The sequence below is a fragment of the Thiothrix litoralis genome, assembly GCF_017901135.1.
GTDB classification, from domain to species: Bacteria; Pseudomonadota; Gammaproteobacteria; order Thiotrichales; family Thiotrichaceae; genus Thiothrix; species Thiothrix litoralis.
Genome location: NZ_CP072801.1, coordinates 1,532,629 through 1,557,596 on the forward strand (window position 1 = coordinate 1,532,629; position 24,968 = coordinate 1,557,596).

General features: G+C 51.6%; 31 protein-coding genes. 16 read left to right on the plus strand and 15 right to left on the minus strand.

Annotated elements, in window-relative coordinates; all coding sequences use genetic code 11:
* Nucleotides 1-263: 263 nt before the first annotated feature.
* The 13 genes from nifB to J9253_RS07470 all read left to right on the plus strand — a co-directional run bounded on the left by nifB (nucleotide 264) and on the right by J9253_RS07470 (nucleotide 9,388).
* Nucleotides 264-1,772 (plus strand): nitrogenase cofactor biosynthesis protein NifB, encoded by a 1,509-nt coding sequence (nifB, locus tag J9253_RS07410; protein ID WP_210223984.1) that lies wholly within the window; start codon nucleotides 264-266, stop codon nucleotides 1,770-1,772.
* Between the two features lie 11 nt (nucleotides 1,773-1,783).
* Nucleotides 1,784-2,062, plus strand: a complete 279-nt coding sequence (locus tag J9253_RS07415) for a 4Fe-4S dicluster domain-containing protein (protein ID WP_210223985.1) — start codon at nucleotides 1,784-1,786, stop codon at nucleotides 2,060-2,062.
* 140 nt (nucleotides 2,063-2,202) lie between these two features.
* Nucleotides 2,203-2,358: a hypothetical protein gene (locus J9253_RS07420; protein WP_210223986.1), complete on the plus strand. Its 156-nt coding sequence runs from the start codon at nucleotides 2,203-2,205 to the stop codon at nucleotides 2,356-2,358.
* Complete coding sequence (locus tag J9253_RS07425; protein ID WP_210223987.1) at nucleotides 2,351-3,640, plus strand: FprA family A-type flavoprotein; 1,290 nt, start codon at nucleotides 2,351-2,353, stop codon at nucleotides 3,638-3,640. The genes J9253_RS07420 and J9253_RS07425 overlap by 8 nt, the downstream gene beginning before the upstream one ends.
* 49 nt (nucleotides 3,641-3,689) lie before the next feature.
* Complete coding sequence (locus J9253_RS07430) at nucleotides 3,690-3,974, plus strand: 2Fe-2S iron-sulfur cluster-binding protein (RefSeq protein WP_093067968.1); 285 nt, start codon at nucleotides 3,690-3,692, stop codon at nucleotides 3,972-3,974.
* A gap of 15 nt (nucleotides 3,975-3,989) precedes the next feature.
* Complete coding sequence (locus tag J9253_RS07435) at nucleotides 3,990-4,337, plus strand: 2Fe-2S iron-sulfur cluster-binding protein (RefSeq protein ID WP_210223988.1); 348 nt, start codon at nucleotides 3,990-3,992, stop codon at nucleotides 4,335-4,337.
* A 170-nt stretch (nucleotides 4,338-4,507) separates the two neighbouring features.
* On the plus strand, nucleotides 4,508-5,077 hold the full coding sequence (locus J9253_RS07440; protein WP_210223989.1) for a nitrogen fixation protein NifQ: 570 nt from the start codon (nucleotides 4,508-4,510) through the stop codon (nucleotides 5,075-5,077).
* Entirely contained in the window at nucleotides 5,062-5,949 is an 888-nt protein-coding gene (gene draG, locus J9253_RS07445) for an ADP-ribosyl-[dinitrogen reductase] hydrolase (RefSeq protein WP_210223990.1), read from the plus strand. Before J9253_RS07440 ends, draG begins: the two co-directional genes overlap by 16 nt.
* A complete protein-coding gene (locus J9253_RS07450) occupies nucleotides 5,946-6,446 on the plus strand; it encodes an Rrf2 family transcriptional regulator (RefSeq protein WP_175518063.1) in 501 nt (166 codons plus the stop codon). The genes draG and J9253_RS07450 overlap by 4 nt, the downstream gene beginning before the upstream one ends.
* Before the next feature lie 143 nt (nucleotides 6,447-6,589).
* Nucleotides 6,590-6,913 carry a HesB/IscA family protein gene (locus J9253_RS07455; protein WP_093070997.1) on the plus strand — a complete coding sequence of 108 codons (324 nt, stop codon included), beginning with the start codon at nucleotides 6,590-6,592 and terminating at the stop codon, nucleotides 6,911-6,913.
* A 33-nt stretch (nucleotides 6,914-6,946) separates the two neighbouring features.
* Entirely contained in the window at nucleotides 6,947-7,828 is an 882-nt protein-coding gene (gene nifU, locus J9253_RS07460) for a Fe-S cluster assembly protein NifU (RefSeq protein ID WP_210223991.1), read from the plus strand.
* A gap of 11 nt (nucleotides 7,829-7,839) precedes the next feature.
* Nucleotides 7,840-9,057 carry a cysteine desulfurase NifS gene (nifS, locus tag J9253_RS07465; protein WP_210223992.1) on the plus strand — a complete coding sequence of 406 codons (1,218 nt, stop codon included), beginning with the start codon at nucleotides 7,840-7,842 and terminating at the stop codon, nucleotides 9,055-9,057.
* A gap of 73 nt (nucleotides 9,058-9,130) precedes the next feature.
* Nucleotides 9,131-9,388: a nitrogen fixation protein NifZ gene (locus J9253_RS07470; RefSeq protein ID WP_210223993.1), complete on the plus strand. Its 258-nt coding sequence runs from the start codon at nucleotides 9,131-9,133 to the stop codon at nucleotides 9,386-9,388.
* Nucleotides 9,389-9,539: 151 nt separating this feature from the next.
* Here the strand turns inward: J9253_RS07470 and J9253_RS07475 are convergent, their stop codons facing one another.
* On the minus strand, nucleotides 9,540-11,798 hold the full coding sequence (locus J9253_RS07475; protein WP_210223994.1) for a DUF262 domain-containing protein: 2,259 nt from the start codon (nucleotides 11,796-11,798) through the stop codon (nucleotides 9,540-9,542).
* A 225-nt stretch (nucleotides 11,799-12,023) separates the two neighbouring features.
* Nucleotides 12,024-12,611, minus strand: a complete 588-nt coding sequence (locus tag J9253_RS07480; protein ID WP_228291535.1) for a Uma2 family endonuclease — start codon at nucleotides 12,609-12,611, stop codon at nucleotides 12,024-12,026.
* 73 nt (nucleotides 12,612-12,684) lie between these two features.
* Here J9253_RS07480 and J9253_RS07485 point away from each other — a divergent pair, with 73 nt between their 5' ends.
* The 3 genes from J9253_RS07485 (at nucleotide 12,685) to J9253_RS07495 (ending at nucleotide 14,808) form a co-directional block, all read left to right on the plus strand.
* The gene (locus J9253_RS07485; RefSeq protein ID WP_210223995.1) at nucleotides 12,685-13,551 is read left to right on the plus strand and encodes an ATP-binding cassette domain-containing protein; all 867 of its coding nucleotides are present in this window, start codon (nucleotides 12,685-12,687) and stop codon (nucleotides 13,549-13,551) included.
* A 484-nt stretch (nucleotides 13,552-14,035) separates the two neighbouring features.
* Nucleotides 14,036-14,350 (plus strand): type II toxin-antitoxin system HigB family toxin, encoded by a 315-nt coding sequence (locus J9253_RS07490; protein WP_228291536.1) that lies wholly within the window; start codon nucleotides 14,036-14,038, stop codon nucleotides 14,348-14,350.
* Nucleotides 14,350-14,808, plus strand: coding sequence for a helix-turn-helix domain-containing protein (locus J9253_RS07495; protein ID WP_210223996.1), 459 nt, complete (start codon nucleotides 14,350-14,352; stop codon nucleotides 14,806-14,808). Before J9253_RS07490 ends, J9253_RS07495 begins: the two co-directional genes overlap by 1 nt.
* A gap of 966 nt (nucleotides 14,809-15,774) precedes the next feature.
* Here J9253_RS07495 and J9253_RS07500 read toward each other — a convergent pair.
* The 13 genes from J9253_RS07500 to gpM all read right to left on the minus strand — a co-directional run bounded on the left by J9253_RS07500 (nucleotide 15,775) and on the right by gpM (nucleotide 24,964).
* The gene (locus J9253_RS07500; RefSeq protein WP_210223997.1) at nucleotides 15,775-17,154 is read right to left on the minus strand and encodes a hypothetical protein; all 1,380 of its coding nucleotides are present in this window, start codon (nucleotides 17,152-17,154) and stop codon (nucleotides 15,775-15,777) included.
* Nucleotides 17,147-18,493: an IS4 family transposase gene (locus J9253_RS07505; protein ID WP_210221796.1), complete on the minus strand. Its 1,347-nt coding sequence runs from the start codon at nucleotides 18,491-18,493 to the stop codon at nucleotides 17,147-17,149. The genes J9253_RS07500 and J9253_RS07505 overlap by 8 nt, the downstream gene beginning before the upstream one ends.
* Before the next feature lie 13 nt (nucleotides 18,494-18,506).
* The gene (locus J9253_RS07510) at nucleotides 18,507-19,016 is read right to left on the minus strand and encodes a hypothetical protein (RefSeq protein ID WP_210223998.1); all 510 of its coding nucleotides are present in this window, start codon (nucleotides 19,014-19,016) and stop codon (nucleotides 18,507-18,509) included.
* Between the two features lie 10 nt (nucleotides 19,017-19,026).
* Nucleotides 19,027-19,374, minus strand: a complete 348-nt coding sequence (locus J9253_RS07515; protein WP_210223999.1) for a hypothetical protein — start codon at nucleotides 19,372-19,374, stop codon at nucleotides 19,027-19,029.
* The gene (locus tag J9253_RS07520) at nucleotides 19,367-19,972 is read right to left on the minus strand and encodes a hypothetical protein (RefSeq protein ID WP_210224000.1); all 606 of its coding nucleotides are present in this window, start codon (nucleotides 19,970-19,972) and stop codon (nucleotides 19,367-19,369) included. Before J9253_RS07520 ends, J9253_RS07515 begins: the two co-directional genes overlap by 8 nt.
* A 64-nt stretch (nucleotides 19,973-20,036) precedes the next feature.
* Complete coding sequence (locus J9253_RS07525) at nucleotides 20,037-22,229, minus strand: replication endonuclease (RefSeq protein WP_210224001.1); 2,193 nt, start codon at nucleotides 22,227-22,229, stop codon at nucleotides 20,037-20,039.
* On the minus strand, nucleotides 22,226-22,423 hold the full coding sequence (locus J9253_RS07530) for a hypothetical protein (protein WP_210224002.1): 198 nt from the start codon (nucleotides 22,421-22,423) through the stop codon (nucleotides 22,226-22,228). Before J9253_RS07530 ends, J9253_RS07525 begins: the two co-directional genes overlap by 4 nt.
* Nucleotides 22,420-22,623: a hypothetical protein gene (locus tag J9253_RS07535; protein ID WP_210224003.1), complete on the minus strand. Its 204-nt coding sequence runs from the start codon at nucleotides 22,621-22,623 to the stop codon at nucleotides 22,420-22,422. The genes J9253_RS07530 and J9253_RS07535 overlap by 4 nt, the downstream gene beginning before the upstream one ends.
* On the minus strand, nucleotides 22,620-22,922 hold the full coding sequence (locus tag J9253_RS07540; protein ID WP_210224004.1) for a helix-turn-helix domain-containing protein: 303 nt from the start codon (nucleotides 22,920-22,922) through the stop codon (nucleotides 22,620-22,622). The genes J9253_RS07535 and J9253_RS07540 overlap by 4 nt, the downstream gene beginning before the upstream one ends.
* The gene (locus tag J9253_RS07545; protein ID WP_210224005.1) at nucleotides 22,919-23,179 is read right to left on the minus strand and encodes a hypothetical protein; all 261 of its coding nucleotides are present in this window, start codon (nucleotides 23,177-23,179) and stop codon (nucleotides 22,919-22,921) included. Before J9253_RS07545 ends, J9253_RS07540 begins: the two co-directional genes overlap by 4 nt.
* Entirely contained in the window at nucleotides 23,176-23,574 is a 399-nt protein-coding gene (locus J9253_RS07550) for a hypothetical protein (protein ID WP_210224006.1), read from the minus strand. Before J9253_RS07550 ends, J9253_RS07545 begins: the two co-directional genes overlap by 4 nt.
* A 519-nt stretch (nucleotides 23,575-24,093) precedes the next feature.
* Nucleotides 24,094-24,321 carry a hypothetical protein gene (locus tag J9253_RS07555; protein WP_210224007.1) on the minus strand — a complete coding sequence of 76 codons (228 nt, stop codon included), beginning with the start codon at nucleotides 24,319-24,321 and terminating at the stop codon, nucleotides 24,094-24,096.
* Nucleotides 24,314-24,964, minus strand: coding sequence for a phage terminase small subunit (gene gpM, locus J9253_RS07560; protein WP_210224008.1), 651 nt, complete (start codon nucleotides 24,962-24,964; stop codon nucleotides 24,314-24,316). The genes J9253_RS07555 and gpM overlap by 8 nt, the downstream gene beginning before the upstream one ends.
* Between the last annotated feature and the right edge of the window lie 4 nt (nucleotides 24,965-24,968).

A 24,968-nucleotide genomic window follows, 5' to 3' on the forward strand; every position in this document is an offset into this window, starting at 1 on the left:
GCTCAGGCAAAAGAATTTGCTGTGCTGGTAGATGGCTTCATGGCAGGCAGTCGTCTTGCCTTAAAGTTTCGGTTTTATACGGTGTCATCTTCCCTACATCACATTCCCGACATTCCCCCTCAAACCCCTTTGTCGCACACCCAACAACAAAATCCCAACCAACTGTAAATAAAAGAAAAATTACCAAGCATCGTCACTTGGCACGCAAATTGAACTACCCATGCAAACACCCTCACGAAACCCCTACGTCACGGAGAATACGCATGGAACTGACTGTTTTAGGGCAAAGCCAAACCACCGCCCCCGAAGCCGGGGGCTGCGCCTCCAGCGGTTGCGGGAGCAACGACGATCAACTGAACCACCTGCCGGAACACATCCGCGCCAAGGTGCATAATCACCCGTGCTACTCCGAAGAGGCACACCACCATTACGCCCGGATGCACGTTGCGGTTGCCCCGGCCTGCAACATCCAGTGCCACTATTGCAACCGCAAATACGACTGTTCCAACGAATCGCGCCCCGGCGTAGTTTCCGAACTGCTCACCCCCGATCAGGCGGTGAAAAAGGTCATGACCGTGGCGGCGAATATCCCGCAAATGACCGTGCTGGGCATCGCAGGCCCCGGCGACCCGCTTGCCAATCCGGAACGCACCTTCGACACCTTCCGCCAACTGACCGAAAAAGCACCGGACATCAAACTGTGCGTCTCCACCAACGGTCTGGCACTGCCGGAACTGGTCGACGAACTGTGCAAACACAATATCGACCACGTAACCATGACCATCAACTGCGTTGACCCCGACATCGGCGCACAAATTTACCCGTGGATTTTCTGGAAAAACCGCCGCGTGTACGGGCGTAAAGGCGCAGAAATCCTCATCAAGCAGCAGCAAAAAGGGCTGCAAATGCTGGTCGATCGCGGCATCTTGGTCAAGGTCAACTCGGTGATGATCCCCGGTGTCAACGACAAGCATCTGGAAGAAGTCAGCAAAGCGGTCAAAGCCAAAGGCGCATTCCTGCACAACGTCATGCCGCTGATTGCCGAAGCCGAACACGGCACGTTCTACGGCGTGATGGGGCAACGCGGCCCGACCCACGACGAATTGCAGGAACTGCAAGATGCCTGTTCCGGCGACATGAACATGATGCGCCACTGCCGCCAATGCCGCGCCGATGCGGTCGGAATGCTGGGCGAAGACCGTGGCGATGAGTTCACGATGGACAAAATCGAAGCCGTGGATGTCGACTACGCCGCCGCGATGGTCAAACGCACCGAAGTCCACGCCGCCATCGAAGCCACCCTCGCCGCCAAACATCAGAAGAAGAATGAAACCTTCATCTCGCTGTCCAGCTTAAGCATTCCGAAAAAGGAAACACGCCCGGTACTGATGGCAATCGCCACTTCTGGCGGCGGCATCATCAACCAGCACTTCGGTCATGCGCGTGAATTCCTGATTTACGAAGCCAATGCCCACGACGTGCGCTTCATCAGCCACCGCAAAACTGACCTGTATTGCAGCGGCGATGACACCTGCGGCGACGGCGAAAGCGTGCTGCAAAAAACCATCAACGCGCTGAAAGGCTGCGAAGTGGTGCTGTGTTCCAAAATCGGCTACGAGCCGTGGGGAATGCTGGAAGAAGCCGGAATCATGCCCAACGGTGAACACGCGCTGGAAGCCATCGAAGACGCGGTTGCCGCCGTCTACAAGGAAATGGGCGAAAAAGGCTTGCTCGACAAGAAACTGGAAACCAAGCAACGCGCCACCGCGTAAGGAGCTGCATCATGGCATTACAAATCGTTGACGGCTGCGTGAACTGCTGGGCGTGCGAACCGCTCTGCCCCAGCAAAGCCATTTACGCCGCGATCCCGCATTTCCTGATCGACGCCAAGAAATGCACCGAATGCGACGGCGACTACGCCGATAAGCAATGCGCCAGCATCTGTCCGGTCGAACAAGTGATCGTGGACAGTCAGGGTGAAGCCCTGAATCCGCCGGGTTCGCTGACCGGGATTCCGCCGGAACGGTGGGAACAGGTGCGGGCGGAGATACAGGCAAGATAAGAACCCCCTCACCCCCTAGCCCCCTCTCCCTCAAGGGGCGAGGGGGAACAAGAGATTTTCTTAGCCCCTCTCCCCTTGAGGGAGAGGGGTTGGGGTGAGGGGTAAGTTCGGAGAACGCTATTCCACACGAGGACACAGCCATGCAATCACGTTTACTAAAATTCTTGCAGACTTTCCGCCGTCACGGACAGGTCGACCCGGCACTCAAACGCGCCTACCCGAACCTGCCCAACTGCCTGATCAAACGCCATTCCGCGCTGTTGAGCATGAGTCTTGCAGGCAACCGTCATGGCTGACACCCCGCTCAACGTTTCCACATGGAAGGAAGCGGTCGAATTCGCCCCCGGCGTCCACTGGATCGGCGCACTCGACCCCACCTTGCGCACCTTCGACATCATCCTCAAAACCGCCAACGGCACGACTTACAACTCGTATCTGGTACGCGGCAGCGAAGGCGTTGCCATCATCGACACGGTGAAAGAAGGTTTTGAGGACGAATTTTTCCATCGGCTGGAATCGGTAGCGCGTTACGACGAAATCAAAGTGATCGTGCTCAACCATCTGGAGCCTGATCATAGCGGCGCACTGCCGGAACTGATGCGCCGCGCCCCACAAGCACGGCTGTACATTTCCACCCGCGCCACGACCATGCTCAAAGCCTTGTTGCGTCCCAACCGCGAAGAGCCGTTTGAATACACCACCGTCACCACCAATGACCGGGTAAGCCTCGGCGACCGCCATTTACGCTTCCTGCACACGCCATTCCTACACTGGCCGGATACGCAATGCACCTATCTGGAAGAGCAACAAGTGCTGTTTTCTGGTGATGTGTTTGGCTGCCATTACTGCGATGTGCGCCTGTTTAACGACCGGGTGGGCGATTTCCGCTTTTCATTCGATTACTACTACGCGCACATCATGCGCCCGTTCAAGCAGTGGGTGATGGAAGCACTCGCCTTGATCGAACCGTTGAAGATGAAAATCGTCGCGCCAACACACGGCCCGATTCTGCGCGAACGCCCACGCCGTTACGTGGCGCATTACCGCGAGCTATCCACCTCCACCCTTAGCCGCGAAATCGGCGACACCAACAAGTCGTTGATCATTTTCTACATGAGTTCCTACGGTAATACGGCACGCATGGCAGAAGCGATTTACAGCGGTGCGGATACGGTCGAAGGCGTGCGCGTATCGCTGTACGACCTCGAAGGCGGCGAAGTCGCGCCTTTCGTTGACCTGATTGAAGACGCCGACGCGTTGCTGTTCGGTTCCCCCACCATCAACGGCGATGCGGTCAAGCCGGTATGGGATTTGCTCTCGTCGCTGGCAGTGGTGAACCTCAAAGGCAAGATCGGCGCAGCGTTCGGCTCGTATGGCTGGAGCGGCGAAGCAGTGCGCATGGTCGAAGACCGGATGCGCGGGCTGAAAATGCGGGTTCCGCGTGAAGGCATCCGCGTCAAACTGATTCCAACACAAGAAGAATTGGATGAATGCACAGGGTTTGGTAGAGAAATAGCCAATATTCTGGTGGGCAAGGAAGTGCAGCGCGGGGTCATTGAATTCGGCGACCTCACCTGAACACCCCAACTACCTGATAATTTTTAGCAATGATTGAAGGAAAATAGACATGGCAAAGGCAAAAATTACCTTTGAAGACATCAACCAAACGGTCAATGTCCCTGCCGGAACGCGCATTATCGAAATCTCCGAAAAGATTGGGGCGGGCGTTATTTACGGTTGCCGCGAAGGCGATTGCGGCACTTGCATGATGGAAGTCACCGAAGGCTGGAACAACCTGACCGAACCTTCCGTGCTGGAAGAAAAAGTCCTGCGCGAAAACATGGCAGGCCGCCACTACCGCCTTGCGTGCCAAGCGCAAATCCTCGGCGATTGCAAAGTTAAACCCGCCTAATTCAAGGAGAACAACATGGCATTAATTACTTTTTCCAGCCCCGAATACAAGGACAAAACCGTGTACGCGGTGGCAGGCAGCTTCACCGAAACCGTGCTGAAAATTGCCAAAACCAACAAGATTCCGATCCAGTTTTCCTGCGGTGATGGCGAATGCGGCACTTGCGTGGTTAAGGTCACGCAACTGGGCGACAAAGCGCCAATGGGCTATCACCTGGAAGAAAAGGAAAAGACTGTCTTGCTGGAACTCGGCAAAATCACCAAAAGCGAGATGGAAGACATGATCGTTAATGATTTGCCGAGCAAATGGCGGCTGGCTTGCCAATTTATTCCGCGTGATGAGGATGTTTTCGTCGAGTATTGATCGTAGGGTGGGTGTAGCCAAAGGCGATACCCACCATTTCCCCATGCACCTCATTTTTCCCCATTTCAAAAACGGTGGGTATCGCGTTCCGCTCCACCCACCCTACAGCCTCATGGCACGTTTATTGAATCAATCCCTATAAACGTGCCAATTGTAGGAAACCATTCATTATGACCGCCATGCCCAAACCACCTAACCTCTTGCAAACGCATTATGCCTACCTAATACAGCACCGCCGTGGCGAAACCAACGAGCACCTGTTGGCAACCATGTACGCCTCTGCCCTGTGCGGACAAGGCGCAATGCCGCTCTACCTCGGCTTACCGCTGGACATTTTCCGCACGATGATGGAATACCATTTCCCGACCCTGCCACAATTACCGCTACCTGCTCACGTCGCATCGCTGGATTTTGCACGTCTGCCAGAACTTGATGACCTACGCACCCTTCTCCAACAAAACCTCAGCCAATCGTCACCGATGGCAGGCTGGATGACCGAAATACTCATCGCGGGATGTACGGGCAACGATCACCTCTGGCAAGACCTCGGATTGTGGTCGCGCAAAGACTTATCCGCTCTCATGCACGATAATTTCCGTCCCCTCGCCGAACGGAACGACAAAGACATGAAGTGGAAAAAATTCCTCTACAAGCAAATGTGCATTGGCGAAGGCGTTTACGTGTGCCGTGCGCCTTCCTGTGAAGTTTGCGTGGATTACGCCGCATGTTTCGGGGAATAGCCGCCTACCTCGGCCTTGCCATCGGTGATGCCTTGGGTGCAACGGTCGAATTCATGACCCCGGCAGAAATCCGCCACGAATACGGCACGCACCAACACATCATCGGCGGCGGCTGGCTGAAACTCAAAGCGGGCGAAATCACCGACGACACCGAAATGAGCCTTGCCTTAGGCGATGCCATCCTTGCTGCGGGCAAAGTCGACCCCACCAGCGTGGCGGAAGCCTTCAGTCAATGGATGCGCAGCAAACCCAAAGACATCGGCAATACCGTGCGACGTGGCATCGTGCAATTCCGCCGCACCGGACAAACCATCATGCCGGAAAGCGAACACGACGCAGGCAATGGCGCGTGTATGCGCTGCCTGCCCGTAGCCCTTGCCACCGTGCATTCGTCATGGACAGACGTGCAAACAGCCTCCCGCCTGCAAGCCCATACCACCCATAACAACCCGGTATCGGACGCAGGCACTGAATGCATTATCCAGATGGTGCAAGCCGCCATTCGCGGCAAATCACTGGCAGAATTGGAATTACTCGCGCACCAACTGGTGCAAGATTACCCCGTGTTTGAATACCGCCACCGCCAACGCCGCCGCGACAACCCCAGCGGCTACATCGTCGATACCTTGCAAGCCGTGTTCCAGTCACTATTTTCCACCGACAACTTTGAAGCCGCCCTAGTTGATGTGGTCAACCGGGGCGGCGATGCCGACACCACGGGCGCAATCCTCGGCATGGTGGCTGGCGCACTGTACGGCATAGACAACATCCCCACCCGCTGGCTGGAACGGCTCGACCCCAACATCCGCGCCCAATGCACCCAACAAGCCCGCGCCCTTTACCAACTGGCACAACAAGGACACACCCCATGAGACTTTCCCGCAAAGACGAACACTCCATCACCGCGATGCTGTCACTGGCTGCCACTGACCGCTACGCCGCCCCGATCAGCCTCACCGAATTGTCGGAGTCGCTGGGCATTTCCACCTCGTATCTGGAACACATTTTCAGCGGCCTACGCAAACACGGCTTGGTCGAAGGCTTGCGCGGCGTAGGCGGCGGCTACCGGCTGGCACGCCCTGCCACACAGATCAGCATTGCCGACATCCTCCACGCCACCCACGCGCTGACAGATGAGGACACGCTAGAAAGCACGCTTGCAACCGTGGATACACGCGGGCTGGAAGCTGCCCAAGGGTGGGTGGAACTCAGCCGCCGTATCCGCGACTTTCTCGGCGAACTCACCCTTGCCGATTTCGCCAGCACCAAACCCAGCAGTGTGTGGAAACAGCGTGAAGATTCCGTCAGCAATTACATCGCCACCATGTTTCCGCCGCACACCGTCTACAACAACAGTATGTCTGCTTAACGACAAGCCTAGCGCAACTGACCTGTGCCAAATCCTACAAAACCGCTCGAACAATGCAAAAAATCCTTAAAAATCAACAATAAAACTACTTGGCACAGGCTTTGCAATATTCCCGTAAAGCACTTTACAACGGGAGATAACGCATGATCATACTGACCGACAATGCCCAGAAAGCCCTCGGACGTTTCATTGAAGGCGCAGACAAATCCATCGCTGGCTTGCGCATTGGCGTTTCCGGCGGCGGCTGTTCCGGCTTGCAATATTCGATGAGCTTGGTCGAAGCCAAAGCCGACGGCGATCTGGAAGTCCCATTCCCTGCACTGACCGTCTTCGTTGACCCCGAAAGTGCGCCGAAACTGGAAGGTTTAACCGTGGATTTCATCGACGGTATCGACGGCAGCGGTTTCAAGTTTGAAAACCCCAATGCCACCAATAGCTGCGGTTGCGGCAAATCATTCGCTGCCTGATTCACGACGCCACGCCAACAGGAGACCCAAGCCATGTGGGATTATTCAGAAAAGGTACAAGACCATTTTTTCAACCCGCGTAACGCTGGTGCAGTCGCACAAGCCAATGCCACTGGCGATGTGGGTTCACTCAGTTGCGGCGACGCGCTACGCCTGACCCTCAAGGTCAACCCTGAAACCGACATTATCGAAGACGCTGGCTTCCAAACCTTTGGTTGCGGCTCAGCAGTCGCCTCCAGCTCTGCTCTGACCGAAATGGTCAAGGGCATGACGGTAGATGATGCGCTGAAAATTTCCAACCAAGACATTGCCGACTACCTCGACGGTTTGCCGCCGGAAAAAATGCACTGCTCGGTGATGGGGCGCGAAGCCTTGCAAGCCGCCGTTGCTAATTACCGTGGCGAAGAGTGGAAAGACGACCACGAAGAAGGCGCGTTGATCTGCAAATGCTTCGCGGTGGATGCGGTGTTGATCGAAGAAACCATTCGTGCCAATAACCTCAGCACGGTGGAAGAAGTCACCTTCTACACCAAAGCCGGTGGCGGTTGTTCCGCGTGTTTTGAAGGCATCGAAGAAATCCTCAACAAAGTCATGCTGGAACGCGATGAAGAAGAAGTCGTCGCACCATCACCCGAACCCGTCAAACCTGCCAAAGCCCCGTTGACCAATCTGCAACGGATGCGCCGCATCGAACACACGCTGGAAGCGATTCGCCCGCAATTGCAAGCCGACCGGGGCGACATCGAGCTGGTGGAAGTCGATTTCGACAAGAAAATCGCCTTCGTTAACCTCAGCGGCGCATGTTCCGGTTGCCAGATGGCAGCGGCTACTTTGGGTGGCGTGCAACAGCGCGTCATGGAAGATCTGGGTGAATTCATCCGCGTATTGCCTGCGACTGAAATGGGCAAGTTTTAAGGAGTGGTGTGATGAGTGAAGGTATTTATCTCGATAACAATGCGACTACGATGGTGTCGCCGGAAGTGGTGCAAGCCATGCTGCCGTATTTCACCGAGCAGTTCGGCAACCCGTCTTCCATCCACCAGTTTGGCAACAAGGTTGGGCTGGCGATTAAAGCTGCCCGCAAGCAAGTGCAAAAGCTGCTGGGTGCGGAACACGATTCCGAGATCGTTTTCACTTCGTGCGGCACCGAATCCGATTCCACCGCGATCCTCTCCGCCCTCAAAGCACAGCCGGAACGCAAGGAAATCATCACCACCGTGGTGGAGCATCCTGCCATCCTGACCCTGTGCGAAAATCTGGAAAAAGACGGCTACACCGTGCATTACCTCAAGGTAGACGGCAAAGGTCGGCTGGATCTGGATGAGTACGCCAAGCTGCTCACCGACAACGTGGCGATTGTGTCGGCGATGTGGGCGAACAACGAAAGCGGCACGTATTTCCCCGTGGTGGAAATGGCTGAAATGGCGAACGCGGCGGGCATCATGTTCCACACCGATGCGGTACAAGCGGTCGGCAAAATCCCGATGAGTCTGAAAGACACCAAGATCGACATGCTGTCGGTTTCCGGGCATAAATTGCACGCGCCCAAAGGCATTGGTGTGCTGTATTTGCGCCGGGGTACACGCTTCCGTCCGCTGTTGCGTGGTGGGCATCAGGAACGTGGGCGGCGGGCGGGGACGGAAAATGCGGCTTCCATCGTCGCGCTCGGCAAGGCGGCTGAAATGGCGCTGGAACACATGGAGCATGAAAACATTTGCGTGCGTGCCATGCGTGACCGTCTGAAAGAAGGCTTGCTGGCTGCCATCCCCAACTGTTTCGTGACCGGCGACCCGGACAATTGCTTGCCGAATACGCTCAATATCGCGTTTGAATACATCGAAGGCGAAGCGATTTTGCTGATGCTCAACAAGCAAGGCATCGCGGCTTCCAGCGGTTCGGCGTGTACGTCTGGCTCACTTGAACCGTCGCACGTGATGCGGGCAATGGGCATTCCTTATACGGCTGCGCATGGCACGATCCGCTTCTCGCTGTCGCGTTACAACAATATGCCGGAAATCGAGAAAGTCATCGCCGTTGTTCCGCCGATTATTGCGCAACTGCGCAAGCTGTCGCCGTATTGGGATGCTGCCAATAATGTGCCAGTGGAAGAGCCGGAAAAGGCGTTTGCTCCGGCTTATGCCTGAAGCCCCCTCACCCCCCAGCCCCCTCTCCCAGAGGTAGAGGGGGAGTAAGAGATTGTTTTGTATCGGAGATGACATGGATATTGCTCAAATTCAACCCGGTGACATGGTGTTTGCTGCTGCCGACTTGTTCAGTGACGGCGAAATTCCGGGCTATGCCGAAGGAGCGCTGGTCGTTAAAGCGGGGACTCGCGGGGTGCTGATCAATACCGGGCATTATGAGGAATACCCGGATGTGGAGTTTTATCTGGTGCAGTTTGAGGATGAGAGCGGGACGTTGGGGGTGTCGTTGGGGTGTTGGGCGGAGGAGTTGGCGACTGAAACAGCTCCATAATACATCAGCCTTTAGTTAAACGCTGCCCCCACCATAAATTCAGTAACTGTCATTTACCAGTATTACATGTAGCATAATCGGTCATCTAGCTAGGGAGTGAACACAATAGATAGAATATCAACCTATCTATTGTACGATATTTTTTCATTAATTAATGAATGCACTTTGCATTATCGAATAAATAATAAATATCAAGTGTTTCCCACCATTCGCTATAAATTCTAACTAATCTACTTTGAGATGAATTAATAAATTTTTCGGCTCCATTTTTATCCCACAGTATTTCTTCACCAGCCCCTAATCCTTTCATTTGTTCTTGTGTAAGAAAACTATTTTCAAAATCTTCTGGTGTTTTTATTTTTTCTTTTGCTAAGATATTTCTATCTGAACGATTTTCTTCATAAGGTATTGCTCGAAGATTGCCGATATGATTAACAAACTCTCTGCATATCAGCATATATCTTTTATTTCTTCTATTGTAGAGAGTTGATGCTGGCAGAATATGATCGTAATCCCAAGGTCTATTATAGTTTTCCCAAAATGAAATATTTGAAGGATCATAACCAGTAAACTGGTTACTCATATACTTTCTTTGTGCATAGCTAAGCAAACTGACAATTCTTTGTGATTTATCTCTTCTACAAATACTTATAAAATGAGCTCTTTTTATATCATCATTCCAAAGCTGTGAAACTGCTTGATTCCAAGCCTCATTTCTTCCTTCTTTATCAATCCATGCATCAATGTCATCACCAATAAAATCTATATTTAGTTTATCTGGAGACATGCAAACAGGATTGGCATCATCTTCTGGAGAAAAAATCCCATTAAAATCAGATTTTTTCATGGAATTATCCTTGAGTTTTTTAAAGACAAGATTGATTCGCTTATTTTTTTCAGTTTGTGATTTGTTCAATGAAAACCAATGAATTGATGTTGCCAGTCCTAATATATATTTACAACATTCTTGAGTCTTATATTTTGCAGTATCCAAGTTATAACTAGTAGTTTCTAGTTCACGCTTTGCCAGCCAAAAGAGCAGCAAATAAACCTCACCAGATTGCTTAGCTATCTCGCTTCGAATAAATGGAGGCAATCCAAAATCATGGTTATTTGAGTAAAGTAGCCAGTAGTCTATTAACCTGCAACAAAGAATTATTTTATCTTCGCTAAAAATATTTTCTAAAGCATCTTTTTTTTGATATTCATTGTTTGTATTTTTTGCTATTTGTCGTATTTCTCTTACGTCAATTGGCGGATGTATTTTTTCATCTTTTGCTGTAGTAATTGCTGCTCTTATGATTAAACTTACAAACTCAGCATCTGGCAAATGCAACAAGCCCTTCTCTTTAAGCTCTGTGATTTTTTCTTCAAAAACAGGCCAATATGCCTTTATCATTGAATATATTCTATCGTGTGGACTTAATGGAGTTCCTTTTGAATTCAACCGATCAAATAAATGTTCAATATTTGATATATTTTCTGGTTCACTCTCTTCTTCATTATAATTTTTTATTTTTTTACCGTCATTGATTTCTTGGTGTGTTTCTTCTGCTATTACAGAATTAGGTACTTCAATAAGAACAAGCTCTGACTCTAAAGATTGTTTAGCTTTTGAATATATTTTCTTTTTAACAGAAAGGCTAGTTAAGTCTGTATCTTCAATATATTTAGCAAGTGCCTCATTGAAGTTTTTATAATATTCTGGCCTAACAATAGAATAACTATCAAACTTGCTTTTAATTTTAACCCAAAATTCCTCTTCATCTGATGTAGCATTAACTGCTTCTAACAACCAAGCAAAAGGAATAGGCAAGTTGGCTTCATAAGGCCAAGAATAACCTACACTAGGACGTCCTTGTTTTTTTGGCACGAGTTCATCCTCTCGCCACCCAAACCTCACCAATGCTTTTCTTATATCCCCTGTATTTAATATGAAGTTTTTCTGTATGGAATCTTTTGACTCATCTTTTTTATATCCCCAAGGATGTGATTCCGTTGTCACCCGAAATAAGAATGATCGAGTGCTACTATCGCTAATTTGTGGATTTATATCCAACCAAATTGCTTCATATACATTTTCTTTTATGAATGGATCAACGAATCCTAACGTAATGGCATTACTGCGTTGTTGTCCATCAAGGAGGTGGTGTGTTGGATTTTCACACTTGCCGTATTTGGCCTTGACATTATTTTGTGTTTGTAAATGGGGACAAATAATGAAAGAGCCTATTGGAAACCCGCGCAATAATGAATCCCATAAAAGTTCAACTTGTTCTGGTTTCCAAACAGCACCGCGTTGTAGAGATGGAATACAAACTTTTACTTTATCTTTTTCGGATAGCTGATGTTTTTCTGATAACTGCCAATCAGCTATTTCTCTAAGAGATAACTTCCTTACTTTCCCCATTACCCTTTCCCCATGAGATATTTAATAAAGCCATAGATTATTGCACTAGATCAAGTATTATACTGAGCAAATATCAAACAGCAAGCATTTTAATTATGGCTCACTATGTATTTCAGTGTCTTGGCCTGTCTGTCGTGTTATAACTTTTTGGTGGCACGAGGCTTACCGCCAGAGCATAGACGGCAAGACCTCGAAAACCAGATAGAGCCTAATGCAATATAAAAACTACAACAAAAACCCATAAAGCTCATTCACATCCATTTCCAGCCCAACAGATTCCAGTGTGAGTTTCTGGCCTTCGGTGTAAATCTCTTTTCCCCATTCGCTGCGGCGACGGTAAATCTCGACGTATGGGACTTCTTGCGAACACAGCACGTATTCTTGCAACGCCGGAATCAGGCGATAAGCCGCCAGTTTTTCGGTGCGGTCTTTGCGGGCAGTGGCATCCGACAGGACTTCTACAATCAGGCACGGGGAAGTGTTGTAGTAAGTCGCGGTTTCTTCTTCGCAAGTGACTTGTACATCAGGGTAGTAATAGCGGGTGTCGCCGATGGTTTCGATCCCCACCTTCATGTCGGACTGGAAAACTTCGCAACTGCTACCCTTCAAATGCAGGGACAGCGCAAGGAAAAAATTGCCAGCAACCCGATTATGCCCACGGCTCGCGCCTGCCATTGCGTAGATTTGCCCGTTGACGTATTCGTACTTTTCCCCATCGGCACGGTCATTTTCGCCGAGCAGGTATTCTTCCGGGGAAATGTAGGCAGATTTTGGCAATGCGCCCATGTAAGCGTCTCCTGAGTTTGGTTTCATGCCTTGCTTGCTTTTCCAAGAATAGCATGAAACATTCAGGCTATCCTTATGCCACATTGCCACGCCAACCCTTATGACACATGTAGTCTGCCAGTTTTCCCAATTAACCCAACAGTTTGATACCAAAACCGTATTTTCAGGGCTTTCCTCCACCCTGACCGACGGATTGACCGGGCTGGTCGGACGTAACGGGCAAGGCAAATCAGTCTTGCTTGCCCTGCTCGCGCAAGATTTTCCACCCACCGGCGGCAGCATCCGCTGGCTTGTGCCGTTCTATTGGGTGCGGCAACTGCAACGCCTGCAAGGTTTGAATCTGGCGGATGCGCTCGGCGTTGGCACGTTGTATGACAGTTTCGAGCGCATCCAGTCCGGTGAAGCCAGCGCGGAAGATTTTGCACAGGTCGAAGACCGTTGGCATCTCCCCGCCTTGTGGGAACAGGAACTGCATGAAGCGGGTCTGGATTTGCCCCTGTCGACACCCGTCCAACATCTCAGCGGCGGCGAACAAACCCGGCTGGCACTGTGCCGAGCGTTCCTGCAACCTGATCACTACCTGCTGCTGGACGAACCCAGCAACCATCTGGATACGGAAGGTCGGCACTGGCTACTGGCAAAACTGACCCAACACCCGGCGGGCGCATTGGTCGCTACCCACGACCGCGAATTGCTGCAACAGGTGGAACGGATTCTGGAACTGGATCAGCACGGCCTGAACGAATACGGCGGCAATTACGCCATCTACCACACCATCCGCGATGCCCAAGTTGCCGCCACGGAACAGCAACTGGCAACACTCAAACACAACCGCCAGCAACAAAAACTCGAACAACAAGCTGCATTGGAAAAATCCGCCCATCGCCGCAAACAGGGTGAACGCCAACCTTGCAGGGCTTTGCGCTGTAACACCAATGCGCGATTTTGTGCTGTTGTTCGGCGATGAAACGCCTGGCTTTATTATCCCATTCCACCACGGTTTTCTCATGTACCTGATCAGCTTCGCAAACAGCTTGTCATCCAACGCGACGGCGGAGCGGATGGTATCACTGTTTTTGCTGACCATGCTGCTAACTTTCGCAATCGCTAGCCACGCCTGATTGCCGAGCGCGTGTTTGTTGGGTAGACAGCCACTATGCCCGCTTCCTGCATCAGACTGCGGGCTTGATCCCGCGAGCCTGTCTATTCTGATGGCGATACTTGGTGTGCATCCTCAGCACTAATACGGCAGTTACGCCAGACAGCTTGTCGCCAATGAAACCAATCCCAATCAGTTACAACAGGAAGCCGTTTTTTTCAGTGTCAAAAACACCTTTGACAAGGCAACTGAATCCAGTAGCAAGCACTTGATTGAGCCACTCTAGATTGTTCACATATTGTGAATTGATAGGTTTGTTGTTAAAGTTCACCTATAGTGAATCAGGAGCGTTGTGTTGCACGTCATATCCAGAAAACCTTTCAATGAGGCAAGCCTGAACTTTCCCAATGATGCTGATGCGATTGATGCGGCTTACAAGACTCTTCGGAATGGCAGTTTTGCCAACCCTTTGGAGTTGAAAGCCGTGTTTCCCAGTCTGGATAATTTTCGTTACAAGGACAAATGGTGGGTTATCGACATTGGTGGCAATAACCTGCGCTTACTGGCCTTCATTGAATTCCGCGATAACCGTATGTATGTAAAGCATATTGTTACCCACGCCGACTATGACAAACTCTGCAAGAAATACGCACGGGAGGCAGATTGATGGACTTTGCTGCTGTAAAAATCAAAGCGAAAGAGCTGTTCGCACAAACCAGCTTCCTGACTGAGATTCGGGATGATATTGACTATGAAAATGCCTTGGCATTGATGGAAGAGTTGCTGGAAGATTATGACGAACAACGCACCTTGATCGGTATTCTCGCCAATACGATTGAGGAATGGGAAAATGTCGCACCAGCGTTTGCCGAATTTAACCAGCGGGTGGCGAAACTGGATGATGGGGTAGCAGTGCTGAGGACGTTAATAGATCAATACCAACTTAAAGCCGAAGACCTGAAAGAGGAAATCGGCAGCAAGAGTTTGGTTTCGATGATCCTGAATGGTTCGCGCAACCTGACCCGTGAACATATCCAAGCCTTGTCTTTGCGATTCAAGCTAAACCCTGCGATTTTTTTCCATACAACGGCTTTGCGGTTGGTCTCAACGTCAAGGACAGCGTAAGTAGTTATTCTTTGCGTCGTACAACACATCGCCCTCTTACAGGAAGAAAACTCAACAACCATCTTCAATCAGTGAGCAATAAGTGAAATGCTGCTCACAGGGTTCGTCAAGCTCAGGACAATAGATCTTACTGATTTCAGCTCAACGCTCAATCGCTTGACCCTAAACACATGAAACATATAGTATAAAAAACACGCTATTCATAGGCGCAGAGGTTAGGAAAAAGAAACGCTACGTTATTGATTGATATAGGCCGTTTTAACGATCTTTAGGAAAAATGAACCAACTTAAATTATTGATTTAAATGATTTTTCAAACCGACTTAAAATCCCTCGGTGGCGACACCGTGCCGGTTCGATTCCGGCTCCGGGCACCAAATTTTTCAAGCACTTGGCACTTTTCGCCCTGCCCTGTTTTTTGCCCGTTTCGGTCGGGGTCATGTTGGGGTCATGCTTGCCTCAATTTCGGGGACAATTCACAAGGGATTACTGCCCTACCCTATGGGCAAAAAAAGGCCGCAACGGGTGCGGCTCTTTTCTTGATCGGGTTTTGACTGTCAGGGTAAAAAACTGGCTGCCAATGCCAGACCTGACATAAACAACCCACGCCTGACCTGCATCACATCTCTATCCCTATTCCAATCAAAACGCCTATTTTTTGGGAATAACATTCCCGCCGATATTAAAAACAATGACACTTGAACCCATCCGGGAAATTCCAATTTTGAATACAAGCTAATTGCCCACGGTTGGGATAAGTGCCACGCTATAAACAAGCTAAACACTGAATATAAAAGCCTTGCCAATTGAATCAAATCCAAATACATAAACATTCACCTCTTTTAAAATCATCTTCTGAAAACGCCAATTCTCTCACAACATAAAAGACAAAGCCGGGAACTTTCCCGGCTTCGTTGGTTACTGGTGGCGGTCAGATGCTACCCTGCCCGCCGTGGTGGTCATCCGATCAGGCAAGGATATATTTTGCCTTTTGGATACCTGTTCCGTCGTTGGCTGGATTCATTATCAATATGCCCTCCCCGCGCATCCGCTCAAATGCCAGCGCCGTCCAGTCCTGTCGTGCCTTGTCACTACTGCCAACGTCCCACGTCCGCAGCATTTTTTTAACGGGTACAAATGTCGGGGAAATCTCCCCCGCCTTGACCATGATAAGCAAGCGCTGATAGGTGTCCTCTGTGAACTCCTCGCCGCTTACTGTAAGCGTAGCAGCGCTGTTTTTCACCGCTCCACGCTCTGCGCTTACTGTAAGCGTAGCAGCGCTGTTTTGCGCGGCTCCATCAACGTGCTGGATGGGCAGAGGGTAGTGCTCCTCAGCCGTCCCCAGTGCAGGATTATGGATGCCCGTTGCACCTGCACGCTGGTTGAATGGAGCAGTGGGGGCAGTGGCTGGAAGGGTCTTGGCTGTCAGCTTTTCCGCCATGCGCTCAAGGATAACGTCATTCAGTGGGGCAGGGTTTGCCATGCCTGCATATGCATCAAATACCGCTGCCTGAATCGCCGCTGGTGAGTTCGCACCACTGGCTTTTACACTGGCTTGGATTTGCTTAACCGTATCCGCTACGCTCATTTGATTAGCTTGACGGGTAGGGTAGGTAATAACAGGTTCATCCAATGCCCCAGTGGATACGACTTTCTCACCATCCCTTAATGACTCCCTGAATGTTTTTGCAGGGGCAGAGGGTTTATTTAAACCATCCAGTTTATCAGCCGCTACCTGATAAACATTTTCACGGGCATTTTGAGCGCGTGAATATTCAGTGGCGATAACCTCTGGTGAGGCTTTTAAACCCGCTTCCACTTTCTCGGCATATTCACCGACAGTTTGGCGGGCTGAATTAGCCATACTAGTGAATGCTGATGTTGGCGCGTATTCATTGCCGGAAACACCCAATGGGGCAGGGGATGCGTATTCAGTTCCCGGCTGGTTATGGCCTGCTTTGCGGTTAATCCGTGCCAGTGCGTTGGCATAGGCAAACAGCGCCATGATGTGCTGAAGCTCAAACACGAAGATCAGCAAGCCCACAACCATTAACATGCCTGAGTTGTTATCTGTGCCAGTCGCTTTGCCAATCGCCTGAAACATGGGCTTATCAAAGTGTTCGCGGATTTTCAGCATACCCTCCACTTTGTTATCCATCGTGGCCTTCGCAGCAGTGGTGGCGAGCTGGTTGCTCATAGCCATGCTTTCACGCACAGCATCAACGCGGGCTTTGCTGCCTTCGCAGTGCTTTTCCTTGCCTTGCTTCAGACGCTCTTCACATTGTGCCAGCTTCATTTGAGCACTGGCGAAACTGTCAGCGAGGGTAGAGCCCATCTCTTTATACACAAATCAGTCCTTCCCCCAATTCACTAGCCATCTGAATCCCATAAATACAGTCCAGCACCCTTGAGTAGCCCAACCAGATACTTTTAGCTCCCGGTTCGCCATCGCATTTTCTGCCCAGAAAGCCCCCCAGTTCTGCCAGATTGCGGATCACTTGATTGAGGGTAGGTATGCCATCGGGCAGTGCTTTTTTGCCGAGCCGGAAGGATACTTTCCATTCCAGCGGGTCAAACACCAGCTCAGCCGGAAGTTCTGGGCAGGTACGCCCCAACCGCATCAGAAACATAATCCGCCAGGCCACCATGATGTAGAGCGCGAGGGCTTTTTCGATGCGCTCTTTAGTGTCCAGTTGCAGTTTTTCGACGCGACAGCCAACTTTCAGGACATCAAAAAACATTTCGATTTCCCAACGCGCCCGATACCAGTCGATGAGTTCACAAGCGGCATCGGCGGTCTCTACACAACGGTTGGTGACTAAACGCCAAATGAGGGGCGATTTTCCGGCGGGTGGGTTGATTTCTTTGGCTTGAACCAAGGTCAATAGCATCGGGTGCTTGCTCTTGGGACGCAGGGTATAACGTAACACCTTGATTTCCTGTACCACTTTGCGGGCTTTTTCACCCTGCTTGCGCGGTTTGGTAAAGGTGATGCGGGTCAACGCCTGTTGTTGCTCAATGGCATCCCACAGTTTGAGGTCATCTCCTAAGGCACGGTTATGTTGCGCCCGTATCAGCAGGTCAGCCGGGTAATCCAAGGCTTGTGCCCGTTTGAGCAAGTCGTAAAAGTCGCTTTCACGGTCGCCCGTATAGATGAGCCGGTGTCCGGGGCAGCGTGCCGCCAGTTCGGCTACCCGTTCATACCCTTCGATCCAGCGACGGCTTTCTTTGATGCTGGGGTTCGCTTGGTCGGCGGCTTTGCTCAAGCCCCGTGACCACATCCACGTATCGGTGATGCCCAACGGCAGGCGTTCCGGGGTGATACACAAGGTCGGATGCAGGTACATCCCGCGTTGCTTATCGTAGGATAACCGCCCCAAGCCCTCGGTTTCCTGTCCATTGAAGTCCAATTCGGTGGTGTCTTGAATGCACAGGATAATCTTCGAGTCTTGTTGACGGATTCGGCACTCTGTCGCTTCAAAGTGGGATGCCATCAAAGCATCATGGCTCACCGCCTCATTCCAGAAGAAACGGTACGTCGCCAAGGTACTTGACCAACTCTGGCAAGCCTTGGGGAGGCTGGATTGGGGCGCTTTCAGCATGGCATTGAGAATATGGGCGGCGCGTGTTTCGAGGCGCTTGTCTCCCAAATCAAGATCGGTGAGTTCGCTAGATGACCAGTTCATAGGTGAAAATTGCTTATCTTACATCAGCTTGGGACTTGTGTATAAGGAGATGGGTAGAGCCACCGATCAAGGATACATTCGTACCTTGGATGGATTGCATCATGCTGGATTGTTCCGCCGCCGTGTTGGCAATGTGCTGCTGATTGTTGGTGGTGCTGAACATTTCAAACAGGATGCCGGATGACAGGAACAAGCCCATAGCCGCGTATTGGCTTGGCTTTAGCTTCCAGCCCTCAGATCGGTGAATAGCAATGTCTTCATATACCGCCTCCTTGCTGGATGCGAGGAAGAACGCCAGCACAAAACTGATGAAGGAGAAGATAGCCAAGGCTATGTACTCATTGCTGTTTTTCTCCACGAAGGAGGCGATACCCCACACGTCAGAGACGTACAGCATGAACACGGCGACGATATACAGCCCGAAGGTGGCGACTTTCGCCCACTGCATCAGACGATGGTTTTTAATGGCGCGGTGATGGTCAGTTGGCAACAGGCCGCTGGATTTTGGAAGTTGGATTTTCATAAATTACCCCTTAGAAACTATTCGCTAAAATGTACATGCCGATGGATGCCATCATGACCCTCAGGCCGTCTGTAGTGCTCCACACGGTCATTAGGAAGAACACCCCGATCATGAGTTGCCCCAAGAATGCCAACGCTGAAACCCCGAAGTAGTGGGCATAGAACAGAAACGTGCTCAACACGTACAGGAAGCCCACCGCATTCAGGGCGATAGCCGCACGGATGAACAGCTTGTTCCAGTCAACCCGATCGACCAGCGCCGATAGGGTGGATACAGTGCTATCCAATCCGCCCCGGTGGTGGCTACGTACTGCATTGATGTGTGCCTGTTCGGATGCGGTTAAGAGTGGATTATTCATGGCTTGCCCCTCGGCTTTGTGCCTTGCGTGCCAGTGCTACCAGCCATTCGGCAAACGCGGGCGGGGTGGCCTCACGTTCGCGCTTGCTGATCTCTTTCCGCCGGTCACTGCGTGTTCCATCACTGCGCCGCCCGCTGGTTCCGCAGATGTGTGACGCTTCCCCCATCACCATGCTGAAAGGTGGTAGTTCGCCTGGACGCAAACCACAGATATACAGACGGGTCATTTTTTCGGCTTTATGCCCCCACCACTGTTGTGGCACAACCAAAGTAAACCCGCCCGCCTGGTCGGTTTCGCCTGGTTCGGGTAATCCCGCCGCTTGCCACAAAGTGGAACCCGCCGGGTGTTCCAGCACGCCGCCACATTTGCGCACTTGTTCAACGGCAAAAAATGCCAGCGCCTTTTCATGTGGTTGGGGTTTTGCCATGTGGCGTAAACGTCCCCACGCACGGCAGGGCGGGTGTGCTACTACCGGATACACCCCGGCGTAGGTTCTGGCGTCTCGGCTTTCGTCGTAAACGTCCACGTCTGGAAGTTGCTTATAAACACTGTCATTCCTTGCAAACAAAACAGCTACTTTTTCGGCTTGCATGTTCATGCTGTTACCCCTTGGTTTTTGTCGTGGGAAGTTAATCCAACAAGTCTGAATTCCTTGATGATTTTCATAACAAATCCTCCACTATGACCGCCACGCGCTCTTGATGCGCTGCCCATTCGTCGGGTGACATTGCCCGGTGATTCACCATGTCGATGGCTGCGTTTTCGTAGGAATCCCACAAGGGGTATTTTTCTCTGAGTGTTTTGTAAATTTTGTTGTGTGGATTGAGGCGACTCCGGCGATATTCACGCCTCATCTGCTGATAAACCTCTTCCTTTTCGTCGGGTGTTAGTGGAGTTCCACAGTTATTTTCCACTAGTCCAAGGGGGGAAGAAGAGGGGATAGAAGAGGAAGAAAAAGCGTCGGACGCGCTGTCGATCGCGTTGCTGATGTGCCAGCTTGTGCCGTGTTCGCCCATTTCACGCAGTTTGTCGAGCCATGAACCGCTGTTGCGTTTGGCTTGGATTTCCCAAACGGTATCACGGGTATACAGCGGGGTTTCTGCGTCTGCTTTGATGCCAATGGCACGAGGAACGACCTCCCCATAGGCGTTGGGTTTGGCGAGCTTGGCGCGTTCCCTAGCGGCTTCCTGACGTTCCATGTCTGGCATGTTGTCCTTGCCTGCACACAATTCCAGCCAGTCGAGCGGGGCAGTGATGCCGCTACCGTCTTTCAGGTCAATAACGCCCGTGTGCAGCACTGTTGGGCTGCGCTTGCTGTGTACCATGAAGCCGTACCAGTCGGATAAATCCGCCGCGTTGCGCATGGCGGCTAGCAGGGGACGCTCTGCGACTTGCTGCGGGGTGATGCGACGCAATTCGCGCCAGTGGGTGACGGGGGCAAAGTTGCCAGAAAATTGAAAGGCACGAATGCCCCACGTTTTCCGCCATGCACTCACGGCCTCCGCTCCGGTGGCTGCATCAAGTCCAGATTCAAAATCTTTGCCGATAGCAAACCCGTCGATATTTTTGGAAATGTATTTGGTGATATAGCCCGCCGCGCTGCCTTTGGTGGTGTCAATCATCTTGATTTGCACACGGTGTTTCCATGCGCCGTCTTCGTCGCCGAATTCAGCAAGGAACGCATCACGTAGAGCGCTTTTGACTTCTTTCAGCACGCTGGATGCTACCCACAGCAGGCCGTGCCAGTGGGCTGTTGCGTCGTGGTTGGGTTCGGTGGTGCGGACATAGTACATCCCGATGTCATTGTCTTTCGCCCACGTCCGAAAATCCGCGAACTTGTCAGTTAACCAGTGGTGAGACAGACGCGGGGTGTTGTCGCGCAAGGTGGTGACGATGTTTTTTCCGCGCCCTTTATGCACAGGAATTTGCTGCTCATATTTTGGGTTTGGGGTAGCGGTCGCGCCAATGGTACGGGTCACGCCGTGTTTGTCGGTGGAGCGATAGCCGCCCGTCATGCGCATGGCATGGAAGGCACTGGGCGATGTGAAGGTAAAGAACAGACAAACATGATCAGGGTGGTGCTGCTGAATGTAGCGTTCTCCGTCACTGATGCGCATCATCATTTCATTGCGTAGGTTGGCGGGGTTGGATACGCCCGCATCCATCACGTCGCCCATGCTCATCACACGCCCGTCGGTGGTCGAGACGGCTTCACGGGATGCCATGTATTCACGCGCTATAACGCTCTTGGCAGCTTGCACCGCGAGGCCGCGACGGGTGATGTAGGCACTACGTCCTTTTCCAATCATGTGCAGGCGGATACCTTGCAGTTCGGCGAGACGCTCTTTTTCGCGACGCATCAGGCCATACAACCAACGGGGTGAGGTGAGGCGTTTGGCTTGCCCGATATGGCGGATGGTTTCGCGGTCAGTCACCACCTCACCATCATCTAGGCGGATAGCCTTATGGGGGACTTGTGGGGGACTGATGCCGATGTCGTCAGCGTGACCTAAGGCAGCGGACAGACCGCCGCCGCCGTTGATCATGTTGGCAAACTTTGCGGCGAGTTTTTGCGCTTTCAGCATGATGGTATCGTCGTCATCATCCGCCGTGATGCCGAGCGGCGAGGTGGTGGATAGGATGTTATCCGCTGTTTCCCTCAAGTAGGTGTTGGCGTTGCGCACGGCCTCCGAGTGCAGGCCGGGTGCTGTGTAGCGGTCGTTATAGCCTTTCTTAACGGCTGCTTGCAGGTGGTCTGGAATATTTTCCAGTTGGTCTGCAATGAAGCCGCCGTCAGTCACGTCGTGGATGATTTCCACGGGTGCGGTTGCCAGAGTGAGGATAGATTGATTCATTTCCCGCCCTCCATTGCCTGTTTCAGTTGGTCGTGTTGCTCTTGCAGGTGCTCTAACACCACTAACATAATCTCCACTGACTCACGGGTATAGCGTTCACCAAATCGAGCGCCGATTGCTGTATCTGCAAATATTTCAAGGCTGGATGCGCTGGCCTTGATTTGTTTCAGGATGTTTTCAACTTGTGCGTTCATACACATACCCTCTGATCTAACCAGCGTTTCCACTGACTTGTTGTGAATTCGCCGGGTTTGGCGGGATTGGCGGATTGCTTGCGCCGCTGGATTTCTGAGGCGGTCAGCACCAGACGTTCAAGGAACTCTTCGTCTACCAGATCAAACATGTGAGGTGGCAGGTCGAGCACGGCTTTTGTGTTGGTGTTGGGATGGCTCATTTGCGCACCCCGCGCCCGTCGGTGACGGTGTGGGCGACAATGAAGGCGTCGAGTACAGAACGACGGTAGCGGATGCGGGAACCGCCCACTTTCACGAATGCCAGACGGTCGGGGTGTGTGGATCTCCAACGGCTCAAGGTGGCAGGGGAGAGCGACAGATAGGCCGCTGCCTCTGCTTCGTTTAGCAGTGGGTCGCCGTTGATGGTGTAGGCGGGGATGGCCTGCACGATTTGCGCCCGACGGATGGCGTCGCGGTTACGGCGGAACTTGCGCTGATGCTTGGTGGTGGTGAGGCTCATTTTGCACCCCCTTGCTTTGATTTCAGAAATTCCTGATAAAGACGGTCTTGCAGGTCTTTGGAAACGTGACAGAGGTTCCACAGATTTTCTGATACGGTGTCGATTGCGCGGCTGACGTGGCTTAACTCTGGAAGGCTGGCATGGTCGAGCGCGTCGACACATAGCATGACAATCATGCGCACATCCTCTAAGCCGTCCAGCACTGTTTCAGCCTGTGAATAGGTCGGTTGGCTCCGATAATCGTGATCGTTGATCATGCTGCACCTCCGTTAGTGGATGCTGCATAGCCTAACTCAGTGGAAAAACCACCTGCGTCATCTGTACGCTCAAAAATGGCACGTAGGGCATGTTGTGCTTGTTCGAGGGTGTCACAATCGAAGGTTTCTAGGTTGATGCCGTGGCGGGTTTTGCGGTGGTAGGCAACGTCCACAAAGCGGATGTGTGCAGGTTCATTGCCTATCTTGCCGACGTGGTGTCCTTCCACAATCCACGCGACGGGTGAGGCGTAACGGTAGGCGATTAACCCGGTTCTGGACGCCTTGAACACAAGGGTGTCGGGGGTTTTTCTTTTGGGGTGTGCAGGTGCAAACGGGATGTGTGGCATACGTGCCAAGGGAGTGCGGGCAGTGTTGCCCATAGTGATTGCTGTCATGATGACTGCTCCAAATTGAGTTTTTAGATGTGGCAAAGTTGCCGGGTACTCTAATCGCTCACTTGGAACACGACGCGCTTGTTTCGGTGTTACACCGTCTTGTAGTCCACGCATACCCGACATAAAGCCGCTTGCGCATCCTACAGACGTTAAAAAACCGCCTGCATCGTATGGGCGGTTTTGCCGCCAAGTGTCGGGATTAGAGTCCCAGAATTTTGCTGTTTGTTGGTGATTTGCACCAACGGATTCAGTATGCCCATGAATCGCGGGCAAGGTCAACTTATGGGCGCATAAGTTGTTTTCTGTTTTTTGGGATGATATTCTAATCATGATTGATTTACCTTTAAAGCCGCCGTTTGCTCTTCCAGCTAGGCGGCTTTTTTTATGTCTGAGTGATTACTAGACTACCCGCAAACAAAAACCATTAAAATCAGATTTTTCAATAACTTGTATCGTTTTTTGCGTGTTTTCCGTGTTTTTTATCTTCGGTTTTTCCGAAGTATTGCGCCTGATAGCCCCTTATTTCCCACCATAGGTATGTGACGCTTGAAAGGCTTCCAGATCTTCGAGCCGATAGCGCATCAAGGTTTCACCACGCTTGCCCCTGTATTGCTGGTGCGGAATGTTCATGTGCTTGATGGCTGCATGATTGTCGAACCCCAGAAAACGCGCTGCACCGCTGCCACTTAGCCAGGCTGGTGCTTTTTTCTTGTTCTTGGGTTGGGTGTTGGTCGTTGGCTTACTCATGGTCGATTACCCCTTGTTCGAGTTTGCGAATAATGGTTTGTACTTTTGCGCCGTAATGCGCTGCGTGTCGGTAGGCTTGTAAAGCTGCTGACGGGTTGTGGCTGTACTGTGCCTTACCCAGCGCCTTAGAGAATTTCGCTTTGATTTCATCGGTTACGTCCTGCCCCACTGTCAGCTCTGCGAGTGTCAGCAAATACGGGGTGTAGTGGTCGGGTTGGTCTGAGTGGTTGACCTGAGAGGCCAACTCTTCCAGCAAGATTTCGGGCAAGGTGCGGGTGAATTTATCCGGTGATTCCATGCCGTTGCTGATGGCGTGTTCTGCCAATTTGAGGCATAGGCCATAATTGCCAGCGTCCAGCGCCCATATGCAGCACTGCACCAACACGGTGTTTGTGCTGGTGTCGCCGCTGTTCATGACGATAGACAGGTAATCGGCATATTCACCCAGCAGGCCACCTTTCACGTCGTTACGCCGCTCACGGCTGCGGATGCTGCGTATTCTGATTACATCGGCTTGCAGTTTTGCCAGCATTGCCCGGTGGTGATTATCGAGCGTGCCGGATGTGCAGGCAGTGCCAGCCACGGCGGGTGTGCCGTGGCTGGTTGCGTGCTGTTCCCGGTGCTGTTGCGCTAGGGATACCATGAAG

Bases quoted from the DNA above. Each gene is read 5' to 3' on its own strand.
- J9253_RS07475 (WP_210223994.1), bottom strand. From the start codon at position 11,798: ATGGGGAAAGTAAGGAAGTTATCTCTTAGAGAAATAGCTGATTGGCAG.
- J9253_RS07505 (WP_210221796.1), bottom strand. From the start codon at position 18,493: ATGAACTGGTCATCTAGCGAACTCACCGATCTTGATTTGGGAGACAAG.
- nifS (WP_210223992.1), top strand. From the start codon at position 7,840: ATGAGTGAAGGTATTTATCTCGATAACAATGCGACTACGATGGTGTCG.
- gpM (WP_210224008.1), bottom strand. From the start codon at position 24,964: ATGGTATCCCTAGCGCAACAGCACCGGGAACAGCACGCAACCAGCCAC.
- J9253_RS07420 (WP_210223986.1), top strand. From the start codon at position 2,203: ATGCAATCACGTTTACTAAAATTCTTGCAGACTTTCCGCCGTCACGGA.
- J9253_RS07430 (WP_093067968.1), top strand. From the start codon at position 3,690: ATGGCAAAGGCAAAAATTACCTTTGAAGACATCAACCAAACGGTCAAT.
- J9253_RS07555 (WP_210224007.1), bottom strand. From the start codon at position 24,321: ATGAGTAAGCCAACGACCAACACCCAACCCAAGAACAAGAAAAAAGCA.
- J9253_RS07545 (WP_210224005.1), bottom strand. From the start codon at position 23,179: ATGATCAACGATCACGATTATCGGAGCCAACCGACCTATTCACAGGCT.
- J9253_RS07525 (WP_210224001.1), bottom strand. From the start codon at position 22,229: ATGAATCAATCTATCCTCACTCTGGCAACCGCACCCGTGGAAATCATC.
- J9253_RS07515 (WP_210223999.1), bottom strand. From the start codon at position 19,374: ATGAATAATCCACTCTTAACCGCATCCGAACAGGCACACATCAATGCA.
- J9253_RS07440 (WP_210223989.1), top strand. From the start codon at position 4,508: ATGACCGCCATGCCCAAACCACCTAACCTCTTGCAAACGCATTATGCC.
- nifU (WP_210223991.1), top strand. From the start codon at position 6,947: ATGTGGGATTATTCAGAAAAGGTACAAGACCATTTTTTCAACCCGCGT.
- J9253_RS07415 (WP_210223985.1), top strand. From the start codon at position 1,784: ATGGCATTACAAATCGTTGACGGCTGCGTGAACTGCTGGGCGTGCGAA.
- J9253_RS07520 (WP_210224000.1), bottom strand. From the start codon at position 19,972: ATGAACATGCAAGCCGAAAAAGTAGCTGTTTTGTTTGCAAGGAATGAC.
- nifB (WP_210223984.1), top strand. From the start codon at position 264: ATGGAACTGACTGTTTTAGGGCAAAGCCAAACCACCGCCCCCGAAGCC.
- J9253_RS07485 (WP_210223995.1), top strand. From the start codon at position 12,685: ATGACACATGTAGTCTGCCAGTTTTCCCAATTAACCCAACAGTTTGAT.
- J9253_RS07455 (WP_093070997.1), top strand. From the start codon at position 6,590: ATGATCATACTGACCGACAATGCCCAGAAAGCCCTCGGACGTTTCATT.
- J9253_RS07470 (WP_210223993.1), top strand. From the start codon at position 9,131: ATGGATATTGCTCAAATTCAACCCGGTGACATGGTGTTTGCTGCTGCC.
- J9253_RS07495 (WP_210223996.1), top strand. From the start codon at position 14,350: ATGGACTTTGCTGCTGTAAAAATCAAAGCGAAAGAGCTGTTCGCACAA.
- draG (WP_210223990.1), top strand. From the start codon at position 5,062: ATGTTTCGGGGAATAGCCGCCTACCTCGGCCTTGCCATCGGTGATGCC.
- J9253_RS07540 (WP_210224004.1), bottom strand. From the start codon at position 22,922: ATGAGCCTCACCACCACCAAGCATCAGCGCAAGTTCCGCCGTAACCGC.
- J9253_RS07530 (WP_210224002.1), bottom strand. From the start codon at position 22,423: ATGAACGCACAAGTTGAAAACATCCTGAAACAAATCAAGGCCAGCGCA.
- J9253_RS07510 (WP_210223998.1), bottom strand. From the start codon at position 19,016: ATGAAAATCCAACTTCCAAAATCCAGCGGCCTGTTGCCAACTGACCAT.
- J9253_RS07435 (WP_210223988.1), top strand. From the start codon at position 3,990: ATGGCATTAATTACTTTTTCCAGCCCCGAATACAAGGACAAAACCGTG.
- J9253_RS07535 (WP_210224003.1), bottom strand. From the start codon at position 22,623: ATGAGCCATCCCAACACCAACACAAAAGCCGTGCTCGACCTGCCACCT.
- J9253_RS07425 (WP_210223987.1), top strand. From the start codon at position 2,351: ATGGCTGACACCCCGCTCAACGTTTCCACATGGAAGGAAGCGGTCGAA.
- J9253_RS07550 (WP_210224006.1), bottom strand. From the start codon at position 23,574: ATGACAGCAATCACTATGGGCAACACTGCCCGCACTCCCTTGGCACGT.
- J9253_RS07450 (WP_175518063.1), top strand. From the start codon at position 5,946: ATGAGACTTTCCCGCAAAGACGAACACTCCATCACCGCGATGCTGTCA.
- J9253_RS07480 (WP_228291535.1), bottom strand. From the start codon at position 12,611: ATGAAACCAAACTCAGGAGACGCTTACATGGGCGCATTGCCAAAATCT.